The 24,583-nt window shown below is 62.1% G+C and carries 15 protein-coding genes; 4 read left to right on the top strand and 11 right to left on the bottom strand.

The genetic code is table 11. The features are described from left to right. Positions 1-10 precede the first annotated feature (10 nt). From ACQY7R_RS08160 to ACQY7R_RS08150, 3 genes are read right to left on the bottom strand one after another with little or no spacing between them, the layout of a single operon-like run. Positions 11-1,729, bottom strand: coding sequence for an alkaline phosphatase family protein (locus ACQY7R_RS08160; protein ID WP_428305113.1), 1,719 nt, complete (start codon positions 1,727-1,729; stop codon positions 11-13). Between the two features lie 35 nt (positions 1,730-1,764). Further along, positions 1,765-3,456: an alkaline phosphatase family protein gene (locus ACQY7R_RS08155; RefSeq protein ID WP_428305112.1), complete on the bottom strand. Its 1,692-nt coding sequence runs from the start codon at positions 3,454-3,456 to the stop codon at positions 1,765-1,767. Next, the gene (locus tag ACQY7R_RS08150; RefSeq protein ID WP_428305111.1) at positions 3,443-4,831 is read right to left on the bottom strand and encodes a glycosyltransferase family 4 protein; all 1,389 of its coding nucleotides are present in this window, start codon (positions 4,829-4,831) and stop codon (positions 3,443-3,445) included. The genes ACQY7R_RS08155 and ACQY7R_RS08150 overlap by 14 nt, the downstream gene beginning before the upstream one ends. A gap of 989 nt (positions 4,832-5,820) precedes the next feature. On the opposite strand from ACQY7R_RS08150, the gene ACQY7R_RS08145 reads away from it, so the two are divergent. Then, positions 5,821-6,402, top strand: a complete 582-nt coding sequence (locus tag ACQY7R_RS08145) for a sulfotransferase domain-containing protein (protein ID WP_428305110.1) — start codon at positions 5,821-5,823, stop codon at positions 6,400-6,402. Between the two features lie 75 nt (positions 6,403-6,477). Here ACQY7R_RS08145 and ACQY7R_RS08140 read toward each other — a convergent pair whose 3' ends face one another. Next, positions 6,478-7,419, bottom strand: a complete 942-nt coding sequence (locus ACQY7R_RS08140; RefSeq protein WP_428305109.1) for a hypothetical protein — start codon at positions 7,417-7,419, stop codon at positions 6,478-6,480. Positions 7,420-7,661: 242 nt separating this feature from the next. Between ACQY7R_RS08140 and ACQY7R_RS08135 the strand changes: the two genes are divergently transcribed. Next, positions 7,662-8,609 carry a hypothetical protein gene (locus ACQY7R_RS08135; protein WP_428305108.1) on the top strand — a complete coding sequence of 316 codons (948 nt, stop codon included), beginning with the start codon at positions 7,662-7,664 and terminating at the stop codon, positions 8,607-8,609. A 26-nt stretch (positions 8,610-8,635) separates the two neighbouring features. Here ACQY7R_RS08135 and ACQY7R_RS08130 read toward each other — a convergent pair whose 3' ends face one another. The 7 genes from ACQY7R_RS08130 to ACQY7R_RS08100 form a co-directional block, all read right to left on the bottom strand. Continuing rightward, entirely contained in the window at positions 8,636-10,495 is a 1,860-nt protein-coding gene (locus ACQY7R_RS08130) for a PQQ-dependent sugar dehydrogenase (protein ID WP_428305107.1), read from the bottom strand. 42 nt (positions 10,496-10,537) lie between these two features. Next, complete coding sequence (locus tag ACQY7R_RS08125) at positions 10,538-12,004, bottom strand: DUF1501 domain-containing protein (RefSeq protein WP_428305106.1); 1,467 nt, start codon at positions 12,002-12,004, stop codon at positions 10,538-10,540. 15 nt (positions 12,005-12,019) lie between these two features. Then, a complete protein-coding gene (locus ACQY7R_RS08120) occupies positions 12,020-15,187 on the bottom strand; it encodes a DUF1553 domain-containing protein (RefSeq protein WP_428305105.1) in 3,168 nt (1,055 codons plus the stop codon). A gap of 167 nt (positions 15,188-15,354) precedes the next feature. Then, positions 15,355-16,632: a LamG-like jellyroll fold domain-containing protein gene (locus ACQY7R_RS08115; protein WP_428305104.1), complete on the bottom strand. Its 1,278-nt coding sequence runs from the start codon at positions 16,630-16,632 to the stop codon at positions 15,355-15,357. 92 nt (positions 16,633-16,724) lie between these two features. Beyond that, positions 16,725-19,310 carry a PEP-CTERM sorting domain-containing protein gene (locus tag ACQY7R_RS08110; protein ID WP_428305103.1) on the bottom strand — a complete coding sequence of 862 codons (2,586 nt, stop codon included), beginning with the start codon at positions 19,308-19,310 and terminating at the stop codon, positions 16,725-16,727. A gap of 190 nt (positions 19,311-19,500) precedes the next feature. Then, a complete protein-coding gene (locus ACQY7R_RS08105) occupies positions 19,501-19,953 on the bottom strand; it encodes a carboxypeptidase-like regulatory domain-containing protein (RefSeq protein ID WP_428305102.1) in 453 nt (150 codons plus the stop codon). A 37-nt stretch (positions 19,954-19,990) separates the two neighbouring features. Continuing rightward, the gene (locus tag ACQY7R_RS08100) at positions 19,991-21,115 is read right to left on the bottom strand and encodes a DUF1559 domain-containing protein (protein ID WP_428305101.1); all 1,125 of its coding nucleotides are present in this window, start codon (positions 21,113-21,115) and stop codon (positions 19,991-19,993) included. A gap of 423 nt (positions 21,116-21,538) precedes the next feature. On the opposite strand from ACQY7R_RS08100, the gene ACQY7R_RS08095 reads away from it, so the two are divergent. Beyond that, positions 21,539-22,621 (top strand): GntR family transcriptional regulator, encoded by a 1,083-nt coding sequence (locus ACQY7R_RS08095; protein WP_428305100.1) that lies wholly within the window; start codon positions 21,539-21,541, stop codon positions 22,619-22,621. 150 nt (positions 22,622-22,771) lie between these two features. After that, positions 22,772-24,583 carry a sodium:solute symporter family transporter gene (locus ACQY7R_RS08090; protein ID WP_428305099.1) on the top strand — a complete coding sequence of 604 codons (1,812 nt, stop codon included), beginning with the start codon at positions 22,772-22,774 and terminating at the stop codon, positions 24,581-24,583.

Here is a 24,583-nt window from a genome sequence, read left to right as displayed (position 1 = left end):
GGCGAATCAATCAATCGATGTAACCGAGCGCCCGAAGGCGTTCGTTGATCACGACTTTGTCATCATCCGTGTACGAGGCATCGTCCTCTTCCGAGGCGGCGACGACGCCGGCAGCCTCTCCGACTGCCATGGGGGTCGCCGCGGCGCCTTCGAATATTTCGATCAGCGCCCGGCCATCCATGTCCGCCGGCGTCGGTACCCCAAGGAGGTGCAAGATTGTTGGCGCCACGTCGATGATGCGGGCGCCGTCGACAGTCTTTTCCGCAATCACTTGCGGTCCTTCGGCCAAGAAAATTCCATTGTCGCGATGGCTTCCCGATTTGCCGGTGAAGAACGCGGAGTTTTCCTGGCGATGCGGGTCGAGCTCCTCGATCCAAGCGAGGGACTTGCTCTTGGAGCTGACGCGGAAGGCGTAGGTGTAGTTTTGGTGCGTCGCCCATTTGACAACGATGTCGGGCGCTTCGTCGAGGCAGGCGCCGGAGTAGACTTCCTCGCGGCGGTAGGCCTTCTCGACCATCGGTTCGCCGGTCTGCGGATGCCGCCACGCTTCGAGCTTTGCGATCAGCTCGGTGCGGAGGGCTTCGTACTCGGCGCCGGGCTCGACGGTGCCTTGCGGCTGGCGCCCCTTCAGGTTGATGCGGAGCGCCGGGTAGTAAGGGTTCTCTTCGAAGAAGGCCTTGGTTTGGCTCCAGTCGATGATGCCGTAGCGGACCTTGGCTTCGATGCCTCCGAGCTGGGCGCGGGCGAAGCGTGAGAGGAACTTTTGGATCGAGTTCGGCAGCACGGCGACGGCGCGGAGCTTGAGCGCGTCGAGCCGTCGCGACATCCAGCGGGCGAATCCGCCGCGGAAGCCGAGTTGTCCCTGTTCGCGAAGCCAGCAGTTCGGGTAGACGACCGCGTTGCTGACGCCGCCGAAGCCGTGGTCCGACATCATCATCAGCGTCGCGTCGTACGGCAGCAGTTCTTTGAGCTCGCCGAGTTGACGATCGAGTTCTTGGTAGACCCGCAAGATGCTGTCTCGCATCGAGGCGGGTTCGGCCGTGTATTGCGGCGAGCGGGGATCGCAGTACTTCCAGAAGTGGTGGGCCGAGCCGTCGGACTCGCCGAACAGGATCATCGCGCAATCCCATTCGTAGTTCTGCATGAGGTACTTCGCCGTCGCGGCTTTGCGACCGATGACGTCGATGATCTTTTGAACGGCGGCTTCCGCCCTACCCTGGTTGATTTCCTGGATTGGGAACGAACCGATCGGGTGGCCGCCGAGTTCGCGGTCGAGTTCGTCGTACATGCTGCGGGGATACATGCCGCGGGCGTCGAGCTTCGAGCTACTCCCGCCGAGGCCGGCGGCGTCGAAGCCGCTGAGCATGACGCCGTTGACCGGTTCCGGCGGGAAGGTGCACGGCAGGGAGATCGAGATGACGCGCTTGCCGGCGTCGCTCAGCAGCTTCCAGAACGAAGGCGCCCGGCGATTGCCGCCGTTGACGAATTCGAGGTCGTACGTGCCGGGGCTTTGGCGGGTGAAGTCGTAGATGCCGTGCTTCGCGGGGTTCTTGCCGGTCATGAAGCTCGACCAAGCGGGGAACGTCATCGGCGGCAGCGTCGAAGCGAGTTCGCCATGGGCGCCGTTGCGATAGACTTCCGCGATGTTCGGCAGCTTGCCTTCAGCGATCCACGGTTCGACCAAATCGAACGTGGCGCCATCCCAGCCGACGATGAAAACACGACTCATATCTGAAATTCCTCTCGGGCCGCCGAGTGCGATGGCTATTGGATGTATCCCAAGGCTTGGAGACGACGCGCGATCATCTCCGATTCGTCTTTCGAGAACCCGCGCGGGGCGTTGTCGACTTCGCTGACGGCGCCATCTTCGGTCGATTCGTAGCGAATCGGGTTGGCGGCGAGGAAGTCGGGATCAATCGCCTCGACCAGGACCTTGCCATCCATGTCGTCGGGAATCGGCAGACCCATTAAATACAGGACCGTCGGGGTCACGTCGACGATTTTCGCGTCGGAGAACGAAAATTCGGGCGAGATCGGCCCGCCGCTGATCATGAAGACGCCGTCGAGACGGTGCGATGCGGCGAACTCGACGCCCCCTTCGAGCGGCGTGGTTGAACGCTCGACGTTCGGCAAGCCGGTGGCGGCGGGCATGCTCTGGTCGAGCAAGAACCCATCGGTCCACCATGCGGGTAGCAGGTCGGGCGCCTTGCTGGAGTGCGGGCCGTGGTAGAGTTCGCTGGGGCGTGCCAAATGCGTGATCACCGGCTCGCCGGTTTGCGGATCGACCAGCGAAAGCATGATCTGCTCGATGCGATCGCGGAGTTCCGCGACTTCTGCTTCGTCCAAATCTTGCAGGCGATTGAGCCAAATGGCGGGGCTGGAGCGGTACGCTTCGTTGACGTAGGCGCTCGTTTCAGCCCAGTTGATTTGCGTTTCATCGAGCGTTTCGAACCACGTTCGCAGCCGCGGCAGCATGCCGGCGATGCGGCGCTTCGCGTCGGAGGAAAGCGTCGAGCGGATCATCCGGTCGAGCCAAGATGCGAGCGCTTGCTTGAGCTTACCGGGGGCTGAGCTCTCGACGAATTTCAGCAGCCCGGCTTCAGCCAGGATTTGATTGACGCGAACGCGGACGTTCGACATCGGGCCGAAGCCGTGGTCCGACATGATGACGACGATCGTGTCGTCGTCGCACTCGTCGAGCAGGATGCCGAGTTGTTCGTCGCAGTGGACGTAGGTGTCGAGGATCGCGGTGCTGAACTTCTCGGCGCCGGCTGGATCGTGCTTGTCGTGCGACGCATCCATGAAGTGCCAGAAGTGGTGCTGCACCTGATCGGTCGAACCAAAGACGATCATGCGGAAATCGCAGGGGCGTTGCTCTGAGAGCAACTGGAACGCCGTGGTGCGATCGCGTTCGCAGGCGAAGATGTCGTCGAGTTGGGCGCGACGGCGTTCGTCGGTCCGCATGTTGCCCAGATGCTGCTGATCGATGCGGTACTTGATGCCCGCCATCTTCAGCTCCGAGCGAACCTCGACCGGATACATGAACGCACTGAGGTCGTGCGGCGTGTCGAGGCCCGAGATCAAGAAGCCGTTGACCGGTTCCGGCGGGAAGGTCATCGGGACGTTGACGATGCCGACGCGGCGACCGTGGCGGCTAAGGCAGCCCCACAACGTCTCACCGTCGCGGTAGGAGGCGTTCGTGAATTTGAAGCCGTGGTTTTCGTCGGGTTCGATGAAGTCGAACAGGCCGTGCTTGCCGGGGTTCTTGCCCGTCATAAAGCTCGACCAGGCGCATGGCGTGATCGGCGGAACGGTCGACTCGAGCGGGCTCTTAGCGCCGCTGCGCATGATGCGGGCGAGGTTCGGGAGTTTCCCTTCCTCGATCCACGGCAGCATCAGGTCGAACGTCGCGCCGTCGAGGCCGACGATCAGCACTTTATAATTAGGCGAGTGCATCTAGATTCATCTCCTTCGCTTCACCATCGAACGCCGCGAGTTCGTCAAGTTGTTCCATTTCCGTCACGATTCGAGCGGGACGCGCCGCGATCTCGTCCCAGCGGCGCGTCGTCTGCAGCAACTTCGTGTAGACGTTGCAGAGTTGTTCCGCCGCGGCGCGGCGATCGTGACGCGCGCGAACGAATTGGTGGCCGCCGTCGGCGATGCGGTTGCGGAGTACGTCGTCCTTCAGGACTTGCACTAGCGCATCTCCCAGTGATTTGGGAGTATCTTCCGACGCCAGCCAGATGTGCTCGCCGTGCGACAGCCGGCTGCACGAGCTGGCGTACATGACGCACGGCCGCTTGGCCGCGAGGTAGTTCAGTAGCTTGATGGGGAACCCTGGCGCCTTGGGCCGCGGGACGACGGCGAGATCGCACATCGACAGCAGCTTGAGGCCGTCGTCGAGCGAACGAGGGACCATCATCATGACGTTGTCTTCGATGCCGAGGGCCCGGGCATGCTCGCGGAGCACCGTTTCACTTTCGGCATTGGGGACGTTGGTGAGCAGGAGCAGCTTCGCCCGCGGGAGGCGGGGCAGCACGTGGACCATCGCTTCCAGCAGCAAATCGAGCCGTTGGAACTGGTCGATCACGCCGGAGTAGAGAATCACCGGCTCGTCGGTGAGATTGAAGGCTTGGCGGAGCGCCTGACGGTTGCCGACCGGCATCGCGTCGAAGTTGACGCCGAAGTTGAGGACCGCTTCGGTACGCTTTTCCAGGCCGCGGGCGTAGAGGAATTCTTGCAGATTGACGCTGTGGGGAATGCAGCAGTCGCCGATGCGGGGAACGGTGCGATCGAGCAACCACGCGAGGCCGTTCGCCAGCCGTTTCGAGCGGAAAAAGTTGTAGCTGGCCAGTTCGTCGCCCATCGCGTTGTGAGCGCTATAGACGATCGGTTTGCGAACGAACGGATGGCAACAGGCGGCCACGAGCGCGGCTTCATAGCCGTGGGCGTGGATTAGGTCGACTTTGTGACGCCGCAGGACTTGCAGCGTCTTGAGCACCATCTGGAAATCGTACAGCGGCCGGTATTTCGTCGGCCCGACGGTGACCGTACGTTCGCCGGTCCAATCGGGAATGCGGTGGAGGTGCACGTTGCGCAGCGGCAACTCTTCGCCGATGTGGTAAGTGACGACGTGGACTTCGTGTCCCCGCTCGGCGGTCGCTTCGACGAGTTCGCGAATCGAGCCTGGCGTCCCGTGATTGGCGGGAAAGGGGCACGCGGCGAGCACGCAGACTTTCAGCGGCGGCTCGGCGACGACGTCGCTGTTCGAGCGATCGACGGCTTGGTGCGACCGAGCAATTTTTTTCCGGCGACGCAACGTGTTGATCATGACTCGCGCTCCATATTGGTTGCGGAGGATGAAGGCGTCGATCGACGATCGACGCCCGCGATGCGTGAGGCGTGAAGAAGCAGCGACGTCTGAGTCGGCGCAGAGTGGCGACGCTCAGAACGAGTGGGACGTGAAGCCCAAGCACGAACGCCTGCGGAAGGCTCGTAAATCCGCTGCGCAGAATCTAAATAAGACTCGACGCATGGAAATACCTGCTCCGAGGCGTAGACGCGGACGACCCGAAGGGGGCGCTGTCCGCTTCTGTGGTGACGCAACGAGGTCACGGCACTACCTTCCGCAAATGGGATCGGCGTGAGCAAAACGATGTAGAAATGGACTGGAACCGCGGAGCGGCGCGGCGACTACTGACGAACGAGTAAGCCGACTGATCGCTGGAGATCGTTCGGCGGGTTAGGTTAGGGACGTGAGCTTGAAGCCGGTAATCGCGCGTCAGTGCGCAGACGTTAGAACGGCGTAACGCTCACATGCGGGGGGATGGTGGTGCCTCTTCCCAACCAAGCAGGGGCTCATTGAACAACATTGCAGAGTCAATAGCAATAGTTCGCTTGCGAAGAAAGCAAACGTTGCGCCAGAAAGTTCAGATTGGGCGTTTGCACTACACCTGCTGGACGCGCAACGACCAATTCAGTTAGCGCTTGTTCATCACCCCAATAGGGATCCAGGTCGCGAGTGTCTCGCTGGGCGGCGAATCTGCTCACCGAGCGAGCATTAACTGCCGCGAGAGTGCGCGATCGATCGCTTGCAAAACACTTGCACCAAGCTCACGAGCGAGTACAACAGCGAGAAAGATTTCTTCGCTCCCTGAAAGCCACGACTAGGCATATCACTTGCGGGCGGCATTGCGGCCACGCGAGATGCGGATGAAGCGCGGGGGCGGCGCTAATCACTATATCTTTAGTGGTTTATGGCATTGCGACGTAAGTTCGAGTGCCGATTTGTGATCCGATCGATTTCACGCTGAGATAATTATGTCGACAGCCACCGCCGAGTTTCTGACCATCGTTTCAGGTCTGCCCCGTTCCGGAACCTCGATGATGATGCGCATGCTGGAGCATGGCGGACTCGAGGTAATGACCGACGAGATCCGCACCGCGGACGACGACAATCCGAACGGATACTACGAATTCGAAGCCGTCAAAAAAACGTCAGAAGACGCCTCTTGGCTGGAGGGCGCGAACGGCAAAGCGGTCAAAATGGTGTACCGCCTGCTGTACGATCTGCCGGCCGACCGGAGCTACCGCGTGTTGTTCATGCGGCGGGAACTTGACGAGATCTTGGCGTCGCAGCAGGTGATGCTCAACCGCCACAGCGCAGGCGACGCGGTTTCGCCGGAGATGATGGCGAAGCTGTTTCGCTCGGAGATCGAGCGGTTTTACGACTGGGCCGCTAAGCAGCAACATCTTGAACTGATCGACGTGAACTACAACCAGATGCTCGCGAATCCCGCGGCTGAAATCGGCCGGGTGAACGAGTTTTTGGGCGGAGTCTTGGACGCTGCGGCAATGCAAGGCGTGGTCGATGCGTCGCTCTATCGCAATCGCAAGGAGTAAAAGAAAACGGCGGACCGCGCGAGCAGCCCGCCGTTTCGAAGATTTTCAGTTTGTTGCGATTTCGACTGCGAGCGCTCAATCCATCGCGTTGAACTCGTCGCCTTGGTAGATCTTCAGCCAGCTCGCTCCGGCGCGATTGGCGATGGCGAGCGCGGAATCGAAGTCGCCGCCGAAACGAGCGACGGGACCTCCCTCGCCGTTCACCCCGGCGACGGAAGGACCGACCATCTCGAAGCCAACCCGGCAGCCGCGGCGAGCCATCGCGACGACGATGGCGTGGTGCGGCGCCGATTCCTGCGTGTTTGCCTTGAGGGCGCAGTGCGAAACGTTCGCCTGCATTGGGTAGGTTTGGTAGAGGTGGTTGAAGACCGCTTGCGTGATCGATCCGTCCTTGCCGCCCGGGGCGATCCCGCCGTCGGAGATGAGGCCGCACTGCGGGAAGGCGGCGCCATATTGGTTGACGCACTGCATCCACGCGAGGGCGACGTTCTCGGGCCGGTAGGAGGGATGCTGCAGCAGGCCGTCGGCGAGGTGCATTTCGAGCGAGCCGGCGGGACCGCGGGTGGGGCCGCTGAGTTCAACGCCGACGAGGTTGCCGTCGCGACCGTAACGTTGGCCGAGCATGGCGACCATTTGGCCGTGGGCGGAGAGCATTTTCGAATCCCATGGCAGCGGCGCCGACTTGAACAGCGGCACGCCGAGCCAGAGGGGCGAGTTGTTGCCGGTGTAGATGGCAAGAATGTAGGCTTTGCCGAGGCGGCGGGCACGCGCCGTTTGGGCGTCGAGAAACTTCCAGTTATAGACGCCGGGGGCCGGATTGAGCGACGACCACCGCTCGCGGATAACGATGCCGGTAAACGCCGGCGAGGCGAGCTTCACATCCTTGATGTTTTGTGAGCCGACCTCCTGCATCACGAAGTAGCCGGCTGGTTGGCGGACTTGAGCAACAGCAGAGAGCGGAGAGAAGGCGACGAGAGATCCGATAGCGAGTGCAGCGCAAGCGAACAATTGCTTCATCATAGATCCTTCCAGTTCCTGTACCGTGAGGCGGCCGGGCGGAGAAGAGAACGCTGAACTGCCCGGGGAGGCGAATTCTATGCAGGACCCATCGCGGGGCGACGTTCGATTGCGGCAGTCCACCTCAAGAATTCCAGATTGAGCGATTTACCCCCTCAGGTGAGGGGCGTTTTTAGGCTGAGCGACTGGGGCAGCGGGCCGCCGCGGCAAGTGTCCATCTCGCACCAATTAAAGATATCACCATGACTAAAGCAATGACTGCAATGCTGGGCTATCTGACGGCGCTCGCATGCGTCGCTTCCACTGCCGGCGCTGTCGCCGCGGAGGGAGGCAAGCTGCGGATTCCAGCGGGCTATTTCGCACTGCAGCCAGGCGATCCGGCGGTGCTGCAACCGGGGAATCGTCGGGTGATTTCGGCAGAGCAGCTGGCCCTGCCGCATGTGGCGGGGCTGACAATTCGGGCCCGCTGGAAATGGCTCCAGCCGGAGAAAGGGAAGATCGACCTCTCGTTCCTTGAGGAGCAAGTGAAGCGGTGCCACGAGGCGGGCAAGCCGTACAAGTTGCTCGTGATGACCGGGGCCGGCTGCGCGCCGGAGTGGATCCGCGGAGCGTGGTACCGCGGGGCGCCGGTTCCTTGGTCGCCGGAGCTGGCAGCGAGCTACGGCGAGTTGGTGAAGGCGCTCGGCGAGAAATTTGCCGATGACCCGCTGCTGGTCGGCGTCCACATCACGGGACCGACCTTTCCGAGCGCCGAGATGCACCCTGCCCCGGGGATTGTGCAGGTCGCTGGGTACAGCGATCGCGCGATGATCGACGCTTGGTCGCGCTCGATTGCTGATTACGCCGCGGCGTTTCCCGACACGGCGTGCATCCTGTCGATCAGCGTGCGGCCGCCGGCGAACCGGTATCTCGGGCAAGTCGTCGCTGCCGGCAAGAAGGCGCTCGGAGCGCGATTTACGCTGGAGCACAACGCGCTGAAGGCGTCGACGCAGCCGATGGCTCCGCACCACTTGTTCATCGCTCGGGAGGCGAAGGCTGGCACGCGGGTCGGTTTCGAAATGGTCTCGGCCGCCGCGAACAGCGCCCCGCGGTTCGGTTCGAAGGATGTGATGGACGGGATCGCGGTCGGCAAGGCGGCTGGCGGGACGTACTTCGACGTTTACCCGCCGGATCTGGCGAACTTGCGCTGAGGCGCGGTTGCCGCGAAACTTAAGCTTCAGACGAGCGCGATCTGAGAGGCGCGGCGGAGTAACAGCAGCCCGCTGGCCAAGAGCCAACAACTGCTCGGCTCCGGGACGGGCGCTCCGTTCAAGAGTGCGGCAAGGTCGAGGCTGCCGGCGTTTTGATGGTGTGTCGTGAGGATGTACCAATCGAGCAGGTTCGTCTTGCCATCCAGGTTGACGTCGCCGTGGGTGTAGCGGTCGTAGTTACTTGCCCAGCCCGTGCTTTTCCAACCGGCGATGAACGCAGCGACGTCGTCGTTCGCGGGGAGACCGGCGCCGTTGCCGTTGACGACGCCGTCTTGATTGACGTCGCCGACAATCTGGTTGAGCGGATTCGACGGGGCGACAAGTTTCCAGATGCCGCCGTCCGTCTCGCCGGCCGTGCGGTTGAACAAATCGAGTCGATCGGGGCCGACTAGCAGATAAAGTTCGCCTTGGGCGTCTTCCGCGATGCTCCAAATACGGTCGGGCAGCGAGACGCCGGCGGGGAGTTCGAGGTTGAACCGAAACATCTGGTCGCGGGAACTCGCCGTCGAGGTGGCGGGATCGCCGTAGTAGATGTCGACGACGTTGGTCGGTTGCCCTCCGTTGTTTTCGCCGACGTCGGCGAAAACGTACTTGCCTTGGAGGCCGGGGATGGCGGAGCCGTGGTAGACTAAGCCGCCGACGATGTTCGTTGATTCACTTTGGCCGTTAAGGTTGTGGTAAAGCTCGAACATTGGCGGAACGGCGCCAGCGGCTCCGGCCACGAGATCGGGGCGTTCGACGCGGGTTCCCTCGTACGCGCCCCAGCCATAGTTGCCGCCGTTGGCGACGCGATCGATCTCTTCACGCTGCCCCTCGCCGACGTCGCCGACGTAAACAGCGCCGTTCGTTTGGTCGACGTTGATGCGATAGGGACTGCGGAAGCCGTACGCGAACGTCTCGGGGAGGGAGGTCGGATCGCCGTCGGTGACGCCGAAGTTGTTGGCGGGAATGCGATACTGGCCATTCTGCCCACCGATCGGACGCGTGTCGCCGGGGAGGCTGATTGGATCGATGCGGAGGATCGAGCCAAAGATGTTGGACGGATCTTGAGCGTTGGTCCACCGGTCTTGTTCGAAGGCGCTCCCTTCAGTGTTCGGGAAAGCGTTGCCGCCGCCGTCGCCGCTGGTGACGTAGAGCGTGCCGTCCGGGCCGAACGCCATGTCGGCGAGCGTGTGGATGATGCCGGGGCGGGCGGCGCGGAGGATCTCGCGCTTCGTGACGTTGACGCCGGGAAGCAGCGTCGTTCCCGCGGCGACCGCCGAGGGAGCGACGGCCCACTCCGTCAGCACGCTGTCGACGACCGAATCGGTGCCGTCGTCGAAGTCGCCAGGGAAGACGTCGGGGAGTTCGCTGGTGATCGTGTAGAAGCGCCCATACCCAGGCGACAGCGGATTGAGGAAGCCGGGGTGCGCGGCGATGCTCGTGTTGCCGATTTGGCGGAAGTCGGTCACCTCGCCGCCGGTGGTGCCGATGATCGGCGGAGAGTTTGAGTTGTAGGTGTCGAGATACGCCCCCGCCGCGAGCGTGCCGTCGGCTTTCAGGAGTCGCACATGCCCGCTGAGGGTGAGCACGAGTTGCCGGCCGTCGCCGAGCGGCGTCATGTCGATGGGAATCATCTGATTGCGGGCGTTCACCGTGTTGCCGGTCAGCACGCCGTTGAGGCCGGTGGCTTGCGGCTGGAGCCGCACGGTGAGAGATCCGTAGGGAACGGGCGCCACTTGCCCAAGCGCGGGCGACGCGAACGCGAGGCAGCATCCTAGTAGCAATGGAATGCAGGCCGCCTTGACGACCTGCGAGCGTACGGAGATCGGGTGTAGAAGACTCATGGCGTCCCTCGTGATGGAACCGGTTTGTTCGCTGGCAATGCGCTAAGCGATCAAATCATGCACAACCTTGCCGTGCACGTCGGTCAGCCTAAAATCGCGACCTTGGAATTGATAAGTCAGTCGCTCGTGGTTGATCCCGAGCAGGTGCAGCATCGTCGCATTGAGGTCGAACACCTCGACCGGCTTGTCGACGATGTTATAAGAGAAGTCGTCGGTGGCCCCGTAGGAGAGGCCTCCCTTGACGCCGCCGCCGGCCATCCAGACGGTGAAGCAACGCGGGTGATGGTCGCGGCCGTACGACTCGGCGGTGACTGGGCCCTGCGAGTAGGCGGTGCGGCCAAACTCGCCGCCCCAGACGACAAGCGTATCGTCAAGCAAGCCGCGTTGTTTCAAGTCTTTGACGAGCGCGGCCGAGGCCTGGTCCGTGTCTTTGCATTGCTGCGCGAGATTGGTCGGCAGCGCGTTGTGCTGATCCCAACCCATGTGGTAGAGCTGCACGAAACGTACGTCTCGCTCCGCGAGCCGACGGACCAGCAGGCAGTTGCGGGCGTACGAGCCAGGCTGATGAACGCTGGGGCCGTACATGTCGAGAATGTGGGCTGGCTCGTCGGAGATATCCGTCAGCTCGGGAACCGAGGTTTGCATCCGGAACGCGAGCTCGTACTGTTCGATGCGGGTCAATGTTTCGGGATCGCCCGACTGGCTGTAGGCGGCCTTATTGAGCGTTGCCAAGCGATCGAGCATGTCGCGTCGCAGCGCGGGAGAGCAGCCGGCGGGGTTCGCCAAGTAGAGCACCGGGTCGGCGCCGCTGCGGAGTTTGACTCCTTGGTGGCTTGTGGGGAGAAACCCGCTGCCCCACAGGCGATCGTAGAGGGGCTGATCGTTGGCTCGTCCCGACGCACGCGACAGCATCACGACAAAGCTCGGCAGGTCGCGGTTGAGCGCTCCGAGCCCGTAGGCGATCCACGCGCCAATGCTAGGCCGCCCCGCGAGCTGCGAGCCCGTTTGGCAGAACGTGATCGCGGGATCGTGATTGATCGCTTCGGTGACCATCGACTTGACGATGCAGAGATTGTCGGCGATGGCGGCGGTGTGCGGAATCAGTTCGCTGCACTCTGCGCCGGCGGCGCCAGATTTCGCGAACGCGAATTTGGAGGGGACCAGCGGAAAGCTGCTTTGGCCGGCCGTCATCGTCGTGAGGCGCTGCCCCATGCGAACGGAGGCGGGCAATTCTTGACCAGCCAAGCGCTGCAGCATCGGCTTGTGATCGAACATTTCGATCTGCGACGGCGCCCCGGACTGGAACAAATAAATCACGCGCTTGGCGCGGGGCTGGAGCTGCGACCCGGCGAGGGCCGGCCCGTTGGTGCCGTGACTCGCCGTGAGTTTGGCAGCGAACGCCTGATCGCCGCCTGCGAGACACTGCAGCGCGACGGCGCCGAGCCCGACGCCGGCTCCGCCCAGGAAGTGTCGACGATTGCATTGCTGCACGCGTTTGATGGTTTCCATGCGTCGATTCGTCGCTTAGTTCTTGGTGATCGTTTCGTCGAGGTTGAGCAAGATGCCGCTGAGCAGCGTATGGGCGGCGAGCTCCTCGGTGGCGACGCCGGTTGCTACGGTCGATTCGCCATGCGCGATCATCGACTCCGCGGCGGCGGGATCGCCGCTCATCGCCCGGCGGTATTCTTGAAGTGCTGCCAGCAACTCCGCTGATTCTTGAGGCCGAGGTTCTCGACCGGCGGCCAAGCGGAACCCATAAGCAACCCGGCGGCTGTCGTCGCCCGCTTCGGCTGCGAGCATCCGCGTCGCCAGTTGCCGCGCCGCCTCGACGTACGTCACGTCGTTGAGCAGGGCTAGCGATTGCAGCGGCGTGTTCGTACTCGAGCGGCGGGCTTGGCAGATTTCCCAGCTTGGAGCATCGAACGTGGCCAGCGACGGATGAGGAACCGTCCGTTTGCGGTAGACGTACAGGCTGCGCCGGTAGAGGTCGCTGCCGTGGACTTGCACGTAGTCTTCGTGCGCTCCGCCCGCCAGTTCTTCCCACAATCCGAGCGGCTGGTAAGGCATCACGGAAGCGCCGCCAACCTTCAGGTTCATCAGGCCGCTGACTGCCAAGGCGTTGTCGCGAATCATTTCCGCTGAAAGCCGGAACCGCGGCCCGCGGCTGAGCAGGCGGTTCTCGGGATCGTTGGCGTAAGAATCATGCGGCGCGTCGGACGATTGCTGGTACGTATCGCTGCTGACGATGAGCCATTGAAGACGTTGCAAGTCCCAGCCCGATTCCACGAGCTCAACCGCCAACCAATCGAGCAACTCGGGATGCGACGGCGGTTCGGCCTGGACGCCGAAGTTTTCGACCGTTTTCACGAGCCCGACGCCGAAGAATTGCTTCCAGAGCCGATTCACGGCGACGCGAGCGGTGAGCGGGTTCTCCGGGCTGACGACCCAAGCCGCGAGCCCGAGTCGGTTGCGCGGAGCCCCTTCTGCGAGACGCGGCAAGAACGCGGGTACGTCAGGCGTTACCGACGGCTGGGCGTCGGGTTGATCGTAGACGCCGCGCTTCAGCACGAACGTAGCGCGCGGAGCGGCCAACTCTTGCATGATCATGGCGGTGGGCAATTTGCTTTTGAATGCGTCCCGATCCGCCCGATTGGCGATAAGACTCGCCTCGGTTTGCTGAAATTGATCGGCGGCCTCTTCCGTTGAAGAGCCCAAATAGAGATCTCGCAGTAGCGCGAGGCCGTGATCACCCAGCGATGCGCCGCGTGTGTTGAGTTCCGCCAACTGCGAGGCGATCGTTGCTTGGATGGACTTGCCATGAAGCGCTTCCGAGAAGAACGTCGCCCCCCGCAGCTGGCCGTCGAGTGGGCGTTCGACCAATCGGCGTCCCAACCGTAGCGGCTGCGCCACGGCAAAGTTATGACGTAGCGAATCGCGTTCAACGTCGACCGCCGCTGGCTTGCCGTTGACGTAGAGTTTCACGCCGCAAGCGTTGCTGCTGCCGTCGTACGTGACGGCGACGTGGAACCATTTGTTCTTCGGCGGTCGCTCGCGGGCGAGAATTTTGATCGATTCGTCGGGCCAGCGATGGATGAGATGGCAAGCGAGTCGATCGTCTTCTAGCACGACGAGATCGGCGCCGCGAAAATCGGCTCGATCGTCCATCTGCGAGAAGAGCGTCCCCTGCCCTGTGAGTTTTACGAAGGCCGAGAAGCTAAACGGCGTTCGCGCATCGAGCTCGACGAGGTCGGCATACTCGGCGACTTCCTGGCCTTTGAACGTCGCGGACAATGCGGACCCGTCGGCGTTGAAGGCCGGAAGCGCCGTTGTGTTGGCGGGGGAAATTGACGTGCCGTCGGGCTTACGCACGACAGCGTTCTCCTCTAGCGGAATGGAAACGCTTGCTGCGGGAGCATCGGCAGGCTTCTCAAGCTTCGTTCTCCATTGTGCGAACGCTTGTTGGATGGCTGGCTGTTCTGTTTCAAGCTTCGCCTCCAGCCGGGCAATGGTTCGCTCGAATTCGTCGATGCGGCGCTGGTCGTCTGCGGTTTGGACCGTCATCAGGGGGGCCACGTTGCCGCGCTGCTCGGTGTTGACTCCCTTTTCATCGACGCTGTTGAAGAATGCGTAGAACTGGTAAAACTCGCGCTGCGAGATCGGATCGTAGCGGTGGTCGTGGCAGCGGGCGCAGCCCATCGTCAAACCGAGCGCGGCAGTTGAGGTCGTCTCGACGCGATCGACGACGTTCTCCACGCGCCACTCTTCGTCGATCGAACCTGCCTCGGTGACTGTGCGGTGATTGCGGTTGAATCCCGTGGCGAGCTTTTGGCTCGGCGTCGCGTCGGGCAGTAGATCCCCTGCGAGCTGCTCAGTGAGAAACTGGTCGTATGGCATGTTGCCATTGAAGGCCGCGATCACCCAGTCGCGCCAGGGCCACGACTGGCGTGCGAAATCGTTCTGATAACCATTCGAGTCGGCGTAGCGGGCGAGGTCGAGCCAATCGGCGGCCATGCGTTCGCCGTAGTGGGGCGACTCCGTGAGACGATTGAAAAGTTGCCGCGCGGCGTCGGACGATTCGTTGGCGACGAAGGCGTCGATCTCCGCCGGGGTCGGCGGCAGGCCGATCAAATCGAACGTCATGCGGCGGATGAGTCGCTCGCGACTGGCGGCAGGCGCCGGCGAGAGATTATGTTCCGCGAGCTGCGCTTGGACGAACGCATCGATCGGATTGGGTATGTTCTTTCCGTCTATCAGGGGAAGTTCGGGCCGAACCGGTTTCACGAACGCCCAATGCGAGACGTGGGGGGCGCCTTGGGCGACCCACTTCTTCAGCAGGTCGATCTCTTGCGGTGACAGCGTTTTGCCGCTTTCCGGCGGCGGCATCTTCAGTGATTCGTCCTGGGCTGTGATCCGCTCGATGAGCGCGCTGGCCGACTCATCTCCTGGCACGATTGCAATCGCCCCGGAGGGGAGTTCACTGCGGGCGGCGTCGCGCAGGTCGAGTCGCAGGCCGCCTTCGCGGGCCGCTTCATCGGGGCCGTGGCATTTGAAGCAGCGGTCGCTGAGGAGTCGCTGCGCCTGACGCGCCAACTGTTCGTCCGTGCTGTGCGCTGCGGATATGCTCGTATTGAGAACCGCCAGGAAGGCGAGCGAGCTGCAGAGGAGTACGAAGTGTGAGCGACGCTGTTCCATAAACGCAATTGGGCGAGGCGGCGAACGGCTTGTGAGTCGATCAGGAGAGGCGAGGCGACGCGGCCCATTGTAGGCTCTACGACCGCGGAGACAAAAACGCCAGCGTGGGCAAGGCGAAGGTCTCGCCCACGCTGGCAACGATCAAATCGTTTGTAATTGACAATTCGCTAGGCTCGTCGCCGGCGCATCCTCGCTGCTGCAGCAACGCCGATGGATGCGAGCGTCAACGTGCTTGGTTCGGGGACAGGTTGGGATGCCAACAGCGCGGCGATGTCGAGGGAACCCGCATCGACGTGCGCCTTCGCTAGAATGTACCAATCTCGCAGATCGGTGACGCCGTCGAAGTTCAGATCGGCATGCTGCGTGCGCGTGTTCAAATCGCCGACGACGACGCCGTTGACGCGCTGCGTGTACCGATAGTTGGCGATGAACTTCTTGACGTCGTCGTTGGCGCTGCCGGTGCCGTTGCCCATGATGAGTCCGTCGCCCGTAACGTCGCCAATCGTCAGGCCTTGCTGCGCGATGAACTGATTGTCAACGCCGAGGTTAAATGCCCCGTAGTTGGCGCCGGCCGTCTGCGAGGCGTTGTTTCCTGAAACGAGCGCCTGGAAATCGTCCAGCTGGCCTTTGAAATAGTTGCTTGCCGTGACGGTATCGCCGTCACTCGTAACGTCGGCGCCTAGGACAAACGCTTTTTCCGCCGTGGTGGCTCCGTTGCCGTAATACCCGCCGACCTTCGCCGTGACGGCGATGCCGTTGACGTACAGGGCGGAAGTCGCGCCGTTCGCATAGTGCATCACGTGCGACCACTGGTTCAACGGGACGGCCGCCGAGGAGACGACCTCAAGGCCGCCTGTCAGGCCGTCGGTGTTCAGCGCCCAACGATTGGCGCCTTGAGCATCGGCGACAATGGAGATGCCGAACCGAAACGTGTCGCGAACGACGCGTTGCCGTTGGCCGGCGGCTGCGGCCGCAGTGGGGCGCACCCAGCCTTGCACCGCTCTGGTGAAGAGCGTGTTGTAGCTGATGGTGTCCTGGTAGGGATCGTCGCCTTGCGTCGGATTGCCGAGTCCGAGTCCGCGGAGATTGTCGTCGACGCCGTCGAACTGCACGCCGAGCGAGCCTGCAGCAGCGCCGGGACGAGCGAGTCCTCCCGCGCCGACGTTGACGTAGATCGGCGCACCAAAAGGTTCGAGGTCTTGAAACGTCGGCAGCGTCGTCAGCAGGCCAGCGTGGTCGAGCGTGAAACCGCCGTGATCGCTGCCCGCTCCGCTGCCGACGGCGGCGCTCGCGACGCCGTTTTCCGTCGAGAGCGCTGAGTTGTCGCCGAGGCGATAGTCTCGATCGATAGTCGAGCCGTGAGTTTCGATGGCGATGCCTGCCGCCGCCATCCAGGCGAGAGCGGCGGCCTGCCACTTCCATGTTTTAAAGCATGAGTTGGTCATGATGAGTATCTCCCCAATAGCTTGCGCTACGCGTAGTTGTGAAAAGGCATAATGACGCAGGGCGCGAACGGGCCGTTCGCGGGCAAGCAGAGTTAGCGACGGCGGCGAATGCCGACGCCCCAAGCCGCCGCCCCCACGGCGACCAGGGCGCAGGCGGACGGTTCAGGGACGGCGGCCGCAGCTGCGAGGCTGGCGGTCGTCCCGAAGCTTCCTTTCCAGATCGTGAGATCGGCGGCATTTACCGCTCCATTGCCATCAGCATCGCCCTGCCCTTTCGTCGCTCCCGTGGTGAGGCCGAAGCCGCGCTGCCAGCGGAGGAAGTCAGCGCCGTCGACGTCGCCGTCGACGTCGAAGTCGGCCGGCAAGCCGGTGGCGGTGACATACTCGACGAGGCCCTCGGTCATAATCCCGTTGTCGAAGCTGTACTGGAACTTGAGGTCCTGCACGCCGCCGACGGTTTTGTAACCGCTGCCAAGGGAGAGCGAGGCGCCGGTGTTCACGACCGATCCGCCGGTGAGATACGCTTCGGTCAATAAGTTGGCGTCAGAGGCGCCGCCCGCTTCCCAGCCATTGCCCGATCCGTTGCCTTCGGGGAAACCAGCTTGGCCGCCGAGACCAGTCCACGCAGCGTTGAGCGATCCGGCTGCGCTGGAGATTTGATAGCCGTCGAGCGAGACGGATTGCGCCGCCGTACCGCTGTTCTTCAGCGTGATTGCACCGGTTGACGTGTTGACCTGCAAGACTAATGGCGCCGGCCCTTGAACGAAGCGGAACTCGTGACCGCCAATATTGTTGACGGAACCTGAGGCGGACATCTCGTGGATCGTCATTTTCACGGCGACGTAGCGGCCGGAAAGTTGCGTCATCAGCGGGTGTTGCTTGATCGTCGAACCGAGCGGATCGTCGAATTTCACCGTCGCTTGCGGCGCCGTGGCCGGCAGCACGCCGGCGAAATCGACGTTCGAGAACCAAAAGTCCATCGTGCCGATGCGATCGGCTGTCGCGATGGAGCCCGATCGCTGCGCAAAGGCGATCCAGTTGGCGTTGATCGACGCGCCGTTGTCGATGAAGACGTTCATCGGGCCGACGCCGACGCCGGCGTACTGGGCTTGGGCGTCGGTGTAGGCTTTGACGCCGAGGTCCGCCGGAGTGAGCGCTGCGTCGGTGAACATGTTCGAGGCTTTGTAGTCGCCGTTGAATTCCGAACTGGCGGTGACTGCCGTTGCTGGATTCGCCGGAACTGGCACAAAGGTGAACGTTTGCGCGTTCGCTTGGTTGCCGCTGAGTCCTACGGAGCTGGCGACCACCAGCGCCGCCAGTGCACCGGCGACCTTGCGGCGGCGCCGCGTGAAGCAAGCGGCAATGCCGATACCGGCCGCGAGCGCCAGCGTGCTCGGCTCGGGAACGGCCGCAATAGCTGCTGCGAGCGCGCCTTGACCGTTAACGCCGTCAAAGGCTTTTTCGAACAGCCGGAAGTCAGCAATGTCGGTATCCATGTCGCCGTCGAGATCACCTTGTTGATAAGTGAGAGTCAAAGAAGAGCCTGCATCGAACGTATTTCCCATGGCGGCGCGGAACAGCGGCCAATCGGTCGCATTGATCGCGCCGTCGAAGTTGAGGTCGCCGACTTTATAGGCCTGCCCGCCGTTGCCGGTGTATTCGACCGCGATGGAGATGAACGTGCCGTCGGACTTGAGCGCTTCGATCGCGACGTCTTCGTAGGGGCTTTTGCGCCAGACGTTGCCGAAATTGATCGATCCGCCGTTGGCGAGCGTGAGGCCGTTGCCTCCCGGGAGTTCCGCTTCGCTAAGACTGTTGAAGGCGGTAGGGGCGGAGAGTTCAGTCCAAATGTTGGCGTCGAGCGACCCGCCGCTGTTGCCGTCGCCGGCGTCGGCTACCGAAATCCAGTTGGCGGCGTTCAGCGAACCATGGTTCGATTGGATGTCGTAGGCGATGAAGTTCAGCGGCGTGCCGACGTTGTTGCTAAGCGTCGCGATGCCGGTCGCGCGATTGATCGTGAGGACTGGGAATGGCGCCGCGGCTCCGCCGGCGCCTGCCCGCACTTCAGTCAGCAGCAAGAAGTCATTCAGATTGCTGGGCCCGTGCGTGATCTCGAACGACTGCACTTGTCCGCGTTGCGTCGGATTGAGCAACGAAGTCACGTCGTAGCGACCGTAGGCCGAGCCGTTGGCGTTGTTCGCGGCTTTCGCAGTGACGCCGGAGTACTCGAGCGAGGTCCCAAGCAGCGTACCGCCGCCAGCGGATCCGCCGGGCGCGTTGTAGAAACTGATCGCTAGCGCCTGATGCCGACCTTGCTCCGCTCCGGCGTAGTCTGAGCGCCCCCAGATGTCGATGAAGTCGAGCGTTTGTCCCCCAGTCAACGTGACGTCTGTTCGCCAATAGTTGTCGGCGTCGTTGTTCGCGGCGATGAAGAGCGTGTCGGCGCCATTCCAGGCGGTGGTGGGTAAGAAGCCGGCCGGCACGTTCGCGTAGTCGACGAAGTTGACGTTCGGGTTGTAGGTGAACGGATCGTTTAAGAGATCGATGGGGAAGCTCACCGTCGTGGCTCCGCCCCACGCGGCTCCGCCGCTAGGATTCGTGAGCGGCACGGCTGTCGCTGCGTCTGCCGCGCGATGCGACGCGGCCAGTAGCAACAACGCGACGAAACCTCGTTGCAAGTGACGTACAGAGCGCGGCCTGGCTCGCCAAGTCATGGTTGGAATCTCCGATGAGGTAGACAAGGTGATCGAAACGTGGCGGCAACTCAACAACCGACCGTTGGGCGTCGGGCGTGGTAGCCGGTGCGGCGACTGACGGCATGGCGTCGGAAATTCACCGCGAAATAGGGCGGACACAAGGGCGAACGTTCTATTTCTTTAAGTCGAGGGCGAGAAAATTGTCGCCATCGGCGGAAATCGTGGCTTTCAATTCGGACGAGTCTGTTGATTCGTATTGCTTCGGAAGCAGATTCTTTGGCGCTCGCGTGATGTGCGCTTGCGCGGGGAGTTGCTCAAGCTTGGTAACCGTGAGCGCGTAATTGCCCGGCGTCATGCCAGCTTGAGTCGTGCGTCCCTGATCGAAAATTGTTGAGACTTCAAATTCGCCTGATTCGTCGGTCGTGGCTTGTGCGGGAATACCGGTCGTGGAGTCGTTCTTGGGCGCAAAGGAGACGATTGCGGCGGAGACGGGCGCACCTTCGAGCGTGACTTTCCCCGTGACTGGAACCGTGGCCGGCGTTGCGCTCTTCCGGCCGCATCCGGCGGCAAGGACCACAGCGCCTGCACAGGCGAGCAAGCAAATCTGATGTGAAAAGCGAGTCATACTTGATTTGAATGCGTCGAGACTCAAGGCATGGAGGCTAGTTGGCGAGCGACACGGCTTCGCCGTCGGAGCGGGCGCCGAGGCGTTGGTACGTTGCGTAGTCGACGTCTTCGCTAAGGTAGTGAGCGGAGCCGTCGCAGTAGACGAAGTTCACGCCGCCGGGATGACGGGATTTGAAGCCCATCGCGGCGTTGAAGTCTTTCTCCCAATCGCGGCATTGGGGAACTGCGCTACCGCCGCCGCCGCCGCGTCCCCCGCCCGATGCGTTTTTATAAACTTCGGGATCGGTGCTGAGATTTAACGGCGCCGTCGTCGCAAACCAGAGGCCCTCGGAACGAGTCCAGCCGTTGACCCACTGATAGCCCGACCAGGATGGAATGATCTCGCCCATGGCGATCGTGTTCGACGTGCCGTCCTCAATCTCACGCAACTTCGCAGCCCAGTTGCCGCGGCCGAACGGGCCGGAGATGTGGGCGGGTTCAGAGCAATCAGCGCGGGTGTTACCTTTCCCAGAGCCGTTGCATGCGGGAACCATGTTGGAAGTGGTGTTGAACCAATCTTCGCCGTCGTCGTCGAGGTCGTAGAGGGCGCCGCCATCGGGCACGAGGTTGCTCGTGTGCAGATTGCAGTTGCCGAACGTTCCCATGATCTGAGCGCCAAGCGACCCCGCATACGACGTGACGGCCACCAACTGCCCTGCGCCGGGAAGAGTTAGGAGATCCGTTAGGCCCTCGCCGTTTTGCACGCCCGTTTTGTGGTCTGTGGGGCAAGCCAACGATGCGAGCGGAAGCTGGCTCAGCTTGACGCCGTTTACCAACTGGTCGCCGGGAACCACCGGCGACTTGGGATCGAGATTCACGGCGTTCGTCAGATTGGCGGCTTCGATGTACGGCGCCATCATGACGAGATGCGAGGCCAGGTCGCGTTTCTCTTCGCGCCCGTTTGCATACTTCGTGACCACTTGCTCGTTTTGCGGGAAGCGTCCTTTGGCCGACTCGTGGTTTAACAGCGCGAGGCCCAACTGTTTGAGATTGTTGGTGCACTGGGCTCGTCGCGCGGCTTCTCGCGCGGCTTGGACTGCCGGTAGTAAGAGTGCCACCAGGACGCCGATGATCGCGATCACGACGAGAAGCTCAACCAGCGTAAATCCGCGACGTGTCACGAAACGCTCCTTTTTCGCTCGGCGATTCGAGCGATCTACGAATGGCTTGAGAGGTGGAAGGGCGAACAATTGCCGGCACGGCGGCTGGCGAGTGAGATCGATATCAAAACGAAAAGATGATGCAACAACTATTGGCAAGCTGCCGAGGCGCGAAGGCGTTTGGAAAAGATGATTGCCTTACGGGAAATTACGACTCGTGAGGGCTAAATTAAGAACATGGGCGTGGTGAGTCAATAATTTATAGTGTTTATTTGACAAAAGTTGATGTATCAACTAGCGTCGCGAGCAGCAGCGGTTGGTGACGTCACTTGCCAGCCGGCGCTGCCGCTCATCGCAAGGTTCCAGCAGGCTTCGCTTATGTCTCTTCCTTCACGACCAGCGTCCTCCCCGGCCGAGCTTCATGGGCAGGAAGCTCGTAAACCGATGCATCGCTACATTTTCGACGAGTTGGAAAGCTCGCTTCGCGCTGGCGTCATTGCTCCGGGTGATCGTCTGCCAACGGAGTCGCAGTTGTCGAAGAAATACGGAACGTCGAGGACAACGGCGATTCGTGCGCTACGCGATCTGGCCAGTGCGGGGCTTGTGCAACGTCGTCAGGGTTCCGGTACCTACGCCGTCGATATCCCGTTGCCATCGCTGAGGTCGATCGCTTTCTGTTCGCTCTTCGTGAGGGAATCGTCGGAACTCGGCTACGTCGAGGGGCTCATTCAACGCCACCTGGCAGACATCGCTAGCGGTCACCAAGCGACGTTGCACGTCCAGTGCCTGCCGGCCAACGGGAGAACGATTCGAGATTCGATGCGTTTGGCGGCCGATGCGCTGGTCGCGAGGAAGATTGCCGGTTGTCTTTACTACCCGGCCGAATTGCCGCAAGAGGACATGGATTGCAACCGCATCGTCGTCGACCGCTTGCGCGAAGCTGGAATCAACGTGGTGCTCATTGATCGCGACATCGTGTCGTACCCGCAGCGCAGCGAGTTCGTCCGGATTGGTTACGACAACCGCCGCGGCGGGACGCTTGTCACCAACCATCTCCTCGAAGTCGGATGCAAGCGGGTGGCGTTCGTTGGAATTCCTGAAGTGTCGACGGCGGTGCAAGATCGTCTGGCGGGATACAGCGAGTCGCTACAGAACCATGGTCTGGCCGCGTCGCCCGACCTGATCTGGTCGACTGATAGCCCGACCGAGGCCTTTTGCAAACAACTGTTGAAGCTGGGACGTCCCGACGGCATCGTTTGCAAGTCAGACCGCTTCGCGGCGATGTTGGGGCGGCATTTGACCTCACTGGGAGTCAAGATTGGCCACGATATCAAACTCGCCGGTTTCGACGACGATCCCATTGCAAGCTTTCTGCCTGTGCCGCTCACCAGCGTGCGACTGCCCGCTCGACCATTCGCCGAGGCTGCCTTCGAAGCCGTGTTGCCGCAGGTCGAGAGCATCGGGAACGTTCGTCGTCAGGTGATCATCGACTGCGAGTTGGCCATTCGCGCGTCGACAACCGGCTAAGCTCGACTTCATTGGCCCCGACGCTCCTGCATGCTTCTCTTAATCGTCGCCGCTCCCCGATAAACAAAACTTGCGGCTCGCTCGCTGCCGTCGATTCTGCTAATCACTCTCGTCACCGATTCGCTGCTTCGCCACACTCATCGGTTTGCCATGACTCCCCTGGATGGGATCGCCGTCGCTCTCTACTTCGCCGTCATTGTCGGCGTCGGGCTATGGCAGCGTCGTCGAACGGCGGCGACATTGGAGGCGCACTTTCTGGGAGAACGGCGGATTTCTTGGCCGTTGCTTGCGCTGAGCGGGGCCATTTCAAACTTCGATTTGACGGGGACGATGTGGATCGTCAGCGTGCTTTACACGCTCGGCGTTCAGGCGTGGTGGCAGCAGTGGATGTGGGGCGTGGCGCTGCCGGCGTTCGGGCTGGCGTACATGGCCAAGTGGGTGCGAAGGTCGGCCGCGATCACCGGCGCCGAATGGATGATTACGCGCTTTGGCGACGACGCCGCGGGGCGAGCGGCGCGGTACGCCTATGCGTCCGTCGCCGTGCTGTTCACCGCGGGCTCCGTCGCCTACGCCTTGCAGGGAATGATTAAGTTCTCCGACTATTTCTTCAAGGAAGAGATCGCGCCAGCGACTTGGAGCTATCTCGAATCGATCGTCGGCGTCTCCCCGTCGATCTTCGTTTCGCTGGCTGTGCTTGGCGTGACGACCGCCTATGTGATTGCCGGCGGCCTGTACAGCGTCGTCGCGACAGACGTGGTTCAAGCGATCGTCCTGACGGCGTCGGCATTGATCATCGCCGGCATTGCCTACGCGCATGCGACGCCGCAGTTGATGGCCGAGCACGTGCCGTCTGACTTCGCCGATCTGACGCCGATGTGGCGGCTGACTGGTTGGCGGCTCGCGGAACGTCCGGACCTCGCTCCTTTCGGTTGGTTCGTTATCGCCTGGGTCGGCAAAGGGTTCTTGACGAATGCCGGCGGCCCCGCCCAGATGTACGACTTTCAGCGATATCTCGCCGCTCGCTCGTCACGCGATGCGTGCAAACTCGCGGCGGCGTGGCCGTTCTTCCTGGCGCCGCGCTGGGCGATGACGATGGGGATCGTGCTACTGGCGCTCACAAATCAGACGCCGACGAACGATCCAGAGCAAATCATGCCCGCGATATTACGAGATTTTCTCCCGGCGGGAGTCCGTGGATTCGTGCTGGCCGGATTGGTCGCGGCGTTCATGACGACGTTGGCGGCGACGGTCAACAGCGGTGCAGCCTACCTGGCGACGGATCTCTACATTCCGCTCGTGCGATCGGCCGCGTCTCGAACTCCGATGCTTGCCGTGAGCGGCGCAGCGACGCTGGCGATTGTCGTGCTGGGAGCCGTCGCCGGAGTCTATTCGAGTTCCATCGATGTGATTTGGAACTGGCTCCAAATGAGTTTCGTTTCCGGCTTGGTCATTCCCAATTGCCTGCGATGGTATTGGTGGCGGCTGAATGGTTGGGGCTACGCTGCGGGAGTCCTCACCGGCAGCATCTCGTCGCTGCTCTGGCTGTTAGCGCCCTCGCCCGGCGACTATTATGCCTTCTTGGGAATTGCGGCATGCACGGCGATCGCCAGCGTCGTTGCATCGCTGCTCACCGCGGCAACTCCTCGCGCTGTGTTGGTCTCGTTTTACGAAACGGTTCGCCCGTTTGGTTTTTGGCGACCAATCGCTCGCGAATCGAGGAAGTCGCACCTGGGTCTGTGTACTGCAGAACTAGGCGTTGCACTGACGCTCTTCAATCTATTCGTCGGAATCTGTGGAGTGACTGCGCTCTATTTACTCCCGATGTATCTGGTTGGCCGCTGGCATGTCGAGGCTATGACATGCGGAGTGGTTTTCGTCGTTGTGATCTGCGTCCTGAGATACTCCTGGTGGCCGATGCTGCCGGCCGACACGCCCCTTACCGCAAGCGAGCATCGAGTCTGA

It is taken from the genome of Lacipirellula sp., from assembly GCF_965279485.1.
GTDB lineage: Bacteria > Planctomycetota > Planctomycetia > Pirellulales > Lacipirellulaceae > Lacipirellula.
Note: the sequence above shows the minus strand (reverse complement) of the source record. Positions and strands in the feature narration are given on the sequence as shown.

Excerpts from the sequence above, each read along its gene's own strand:
- ACQY7R_RS08130 (WP_428305107.1), bottom strand. The coding sequence starts at position 10,495 with ATGAGTCTTCTACACCCGATCTCCGTACGCTCGCAGGTCGTCAAGGCG.
- ACQY7R_RS08160 (WP_428305113.1), bottom strand. The coding sequence starts at position 1,729 with ATGAGTCGTGTTTTCATCGTCGGCTGGGATGGCGCCACGTTCGATTTG.
- ACQY7R_RS08145 (WP_428305110.1), top strand. The coding sequence starts at position 5,821 with ATGTCGACAGCCACCGCCGAGTTTCTGACCATCGTTTCAGGTCTGCCC.
- ACQY7R_RS08135 (WP_428305108.1), top strand. The coding sequence starts at position 7,662 with ATGACTAAAGCAATGACTGCAATGCTGGGCTATCTGACGGCGCTCGCA.
- ACQY7R_RS08155 (WP_428305112.1), bottom strand. The coding sequence starts at position 3,456 with ATGCACTCGCCTAATTATAAAGTGCTGATCGTCGGCCTCGACGGCGCG.
- ACQY7R_RS08140 (WP_428305109.1), bottom strand. The coding sequence starts at position 7,419 with ATGAAGCAATTGTTCGCTTGCGCTGCACTCGCTATCGGATCTCTCGTC.
- ACQY7R_RS08090 (WP_428305099.1), top strand. The coding sequence starts at position 22,772 with ATGACTCCCCTGGATGGGATCGCCGTCGCTCTCTACTTCGCCGTCATT.
- ACQY7R_RS08105 (WP_428305102.1), bottom strand. The coding sequence starts at position 19,953 with ATGACTCGCTTTTCACATCAGATTTGCTTGCTCGCCTGTGCAGGCGCT.
- ACQY7R_RS08120 (WP_428305105.1), bottom strand. The coding sequence starts at position 15,187 with ATGGAACAGCGTCGCTCACACTTCGTACTCCTCTGCAGCTCGCTCGCC.
- ACQY7R_RS08125 (WP_428305106.1), bottom strand. The coding sequence starts at position 12,004 with ATGGAAACCATCAAACGCGTGCAGCAATGCAATCGTCGACACTTCCTG.
- ACQY7R_RS08115 (WP_428305104.1), bottom strand. The coding sequence starts at position 16,632 with ATGACCAACTCATGCTTTAAAACATGGAAGTGGCAGGCCGCCGCTCTC.
- ACQY7R_RS08150 (WP_428305111.1), bottom strand. The coding sequence starts at position 4,831 with ATGATCAACACGTTGCGTCGCCGGAAAAAAATTGCTCGGTCGCACCAA.
- ACQY7R_RS08095 (WP_428305100.1), top strand. The coding sequence starts at position 21,539 with ATGCATCGCTACATTTTCGACGAGTTGGAAAGCTCGCTTCGCGCTGGC.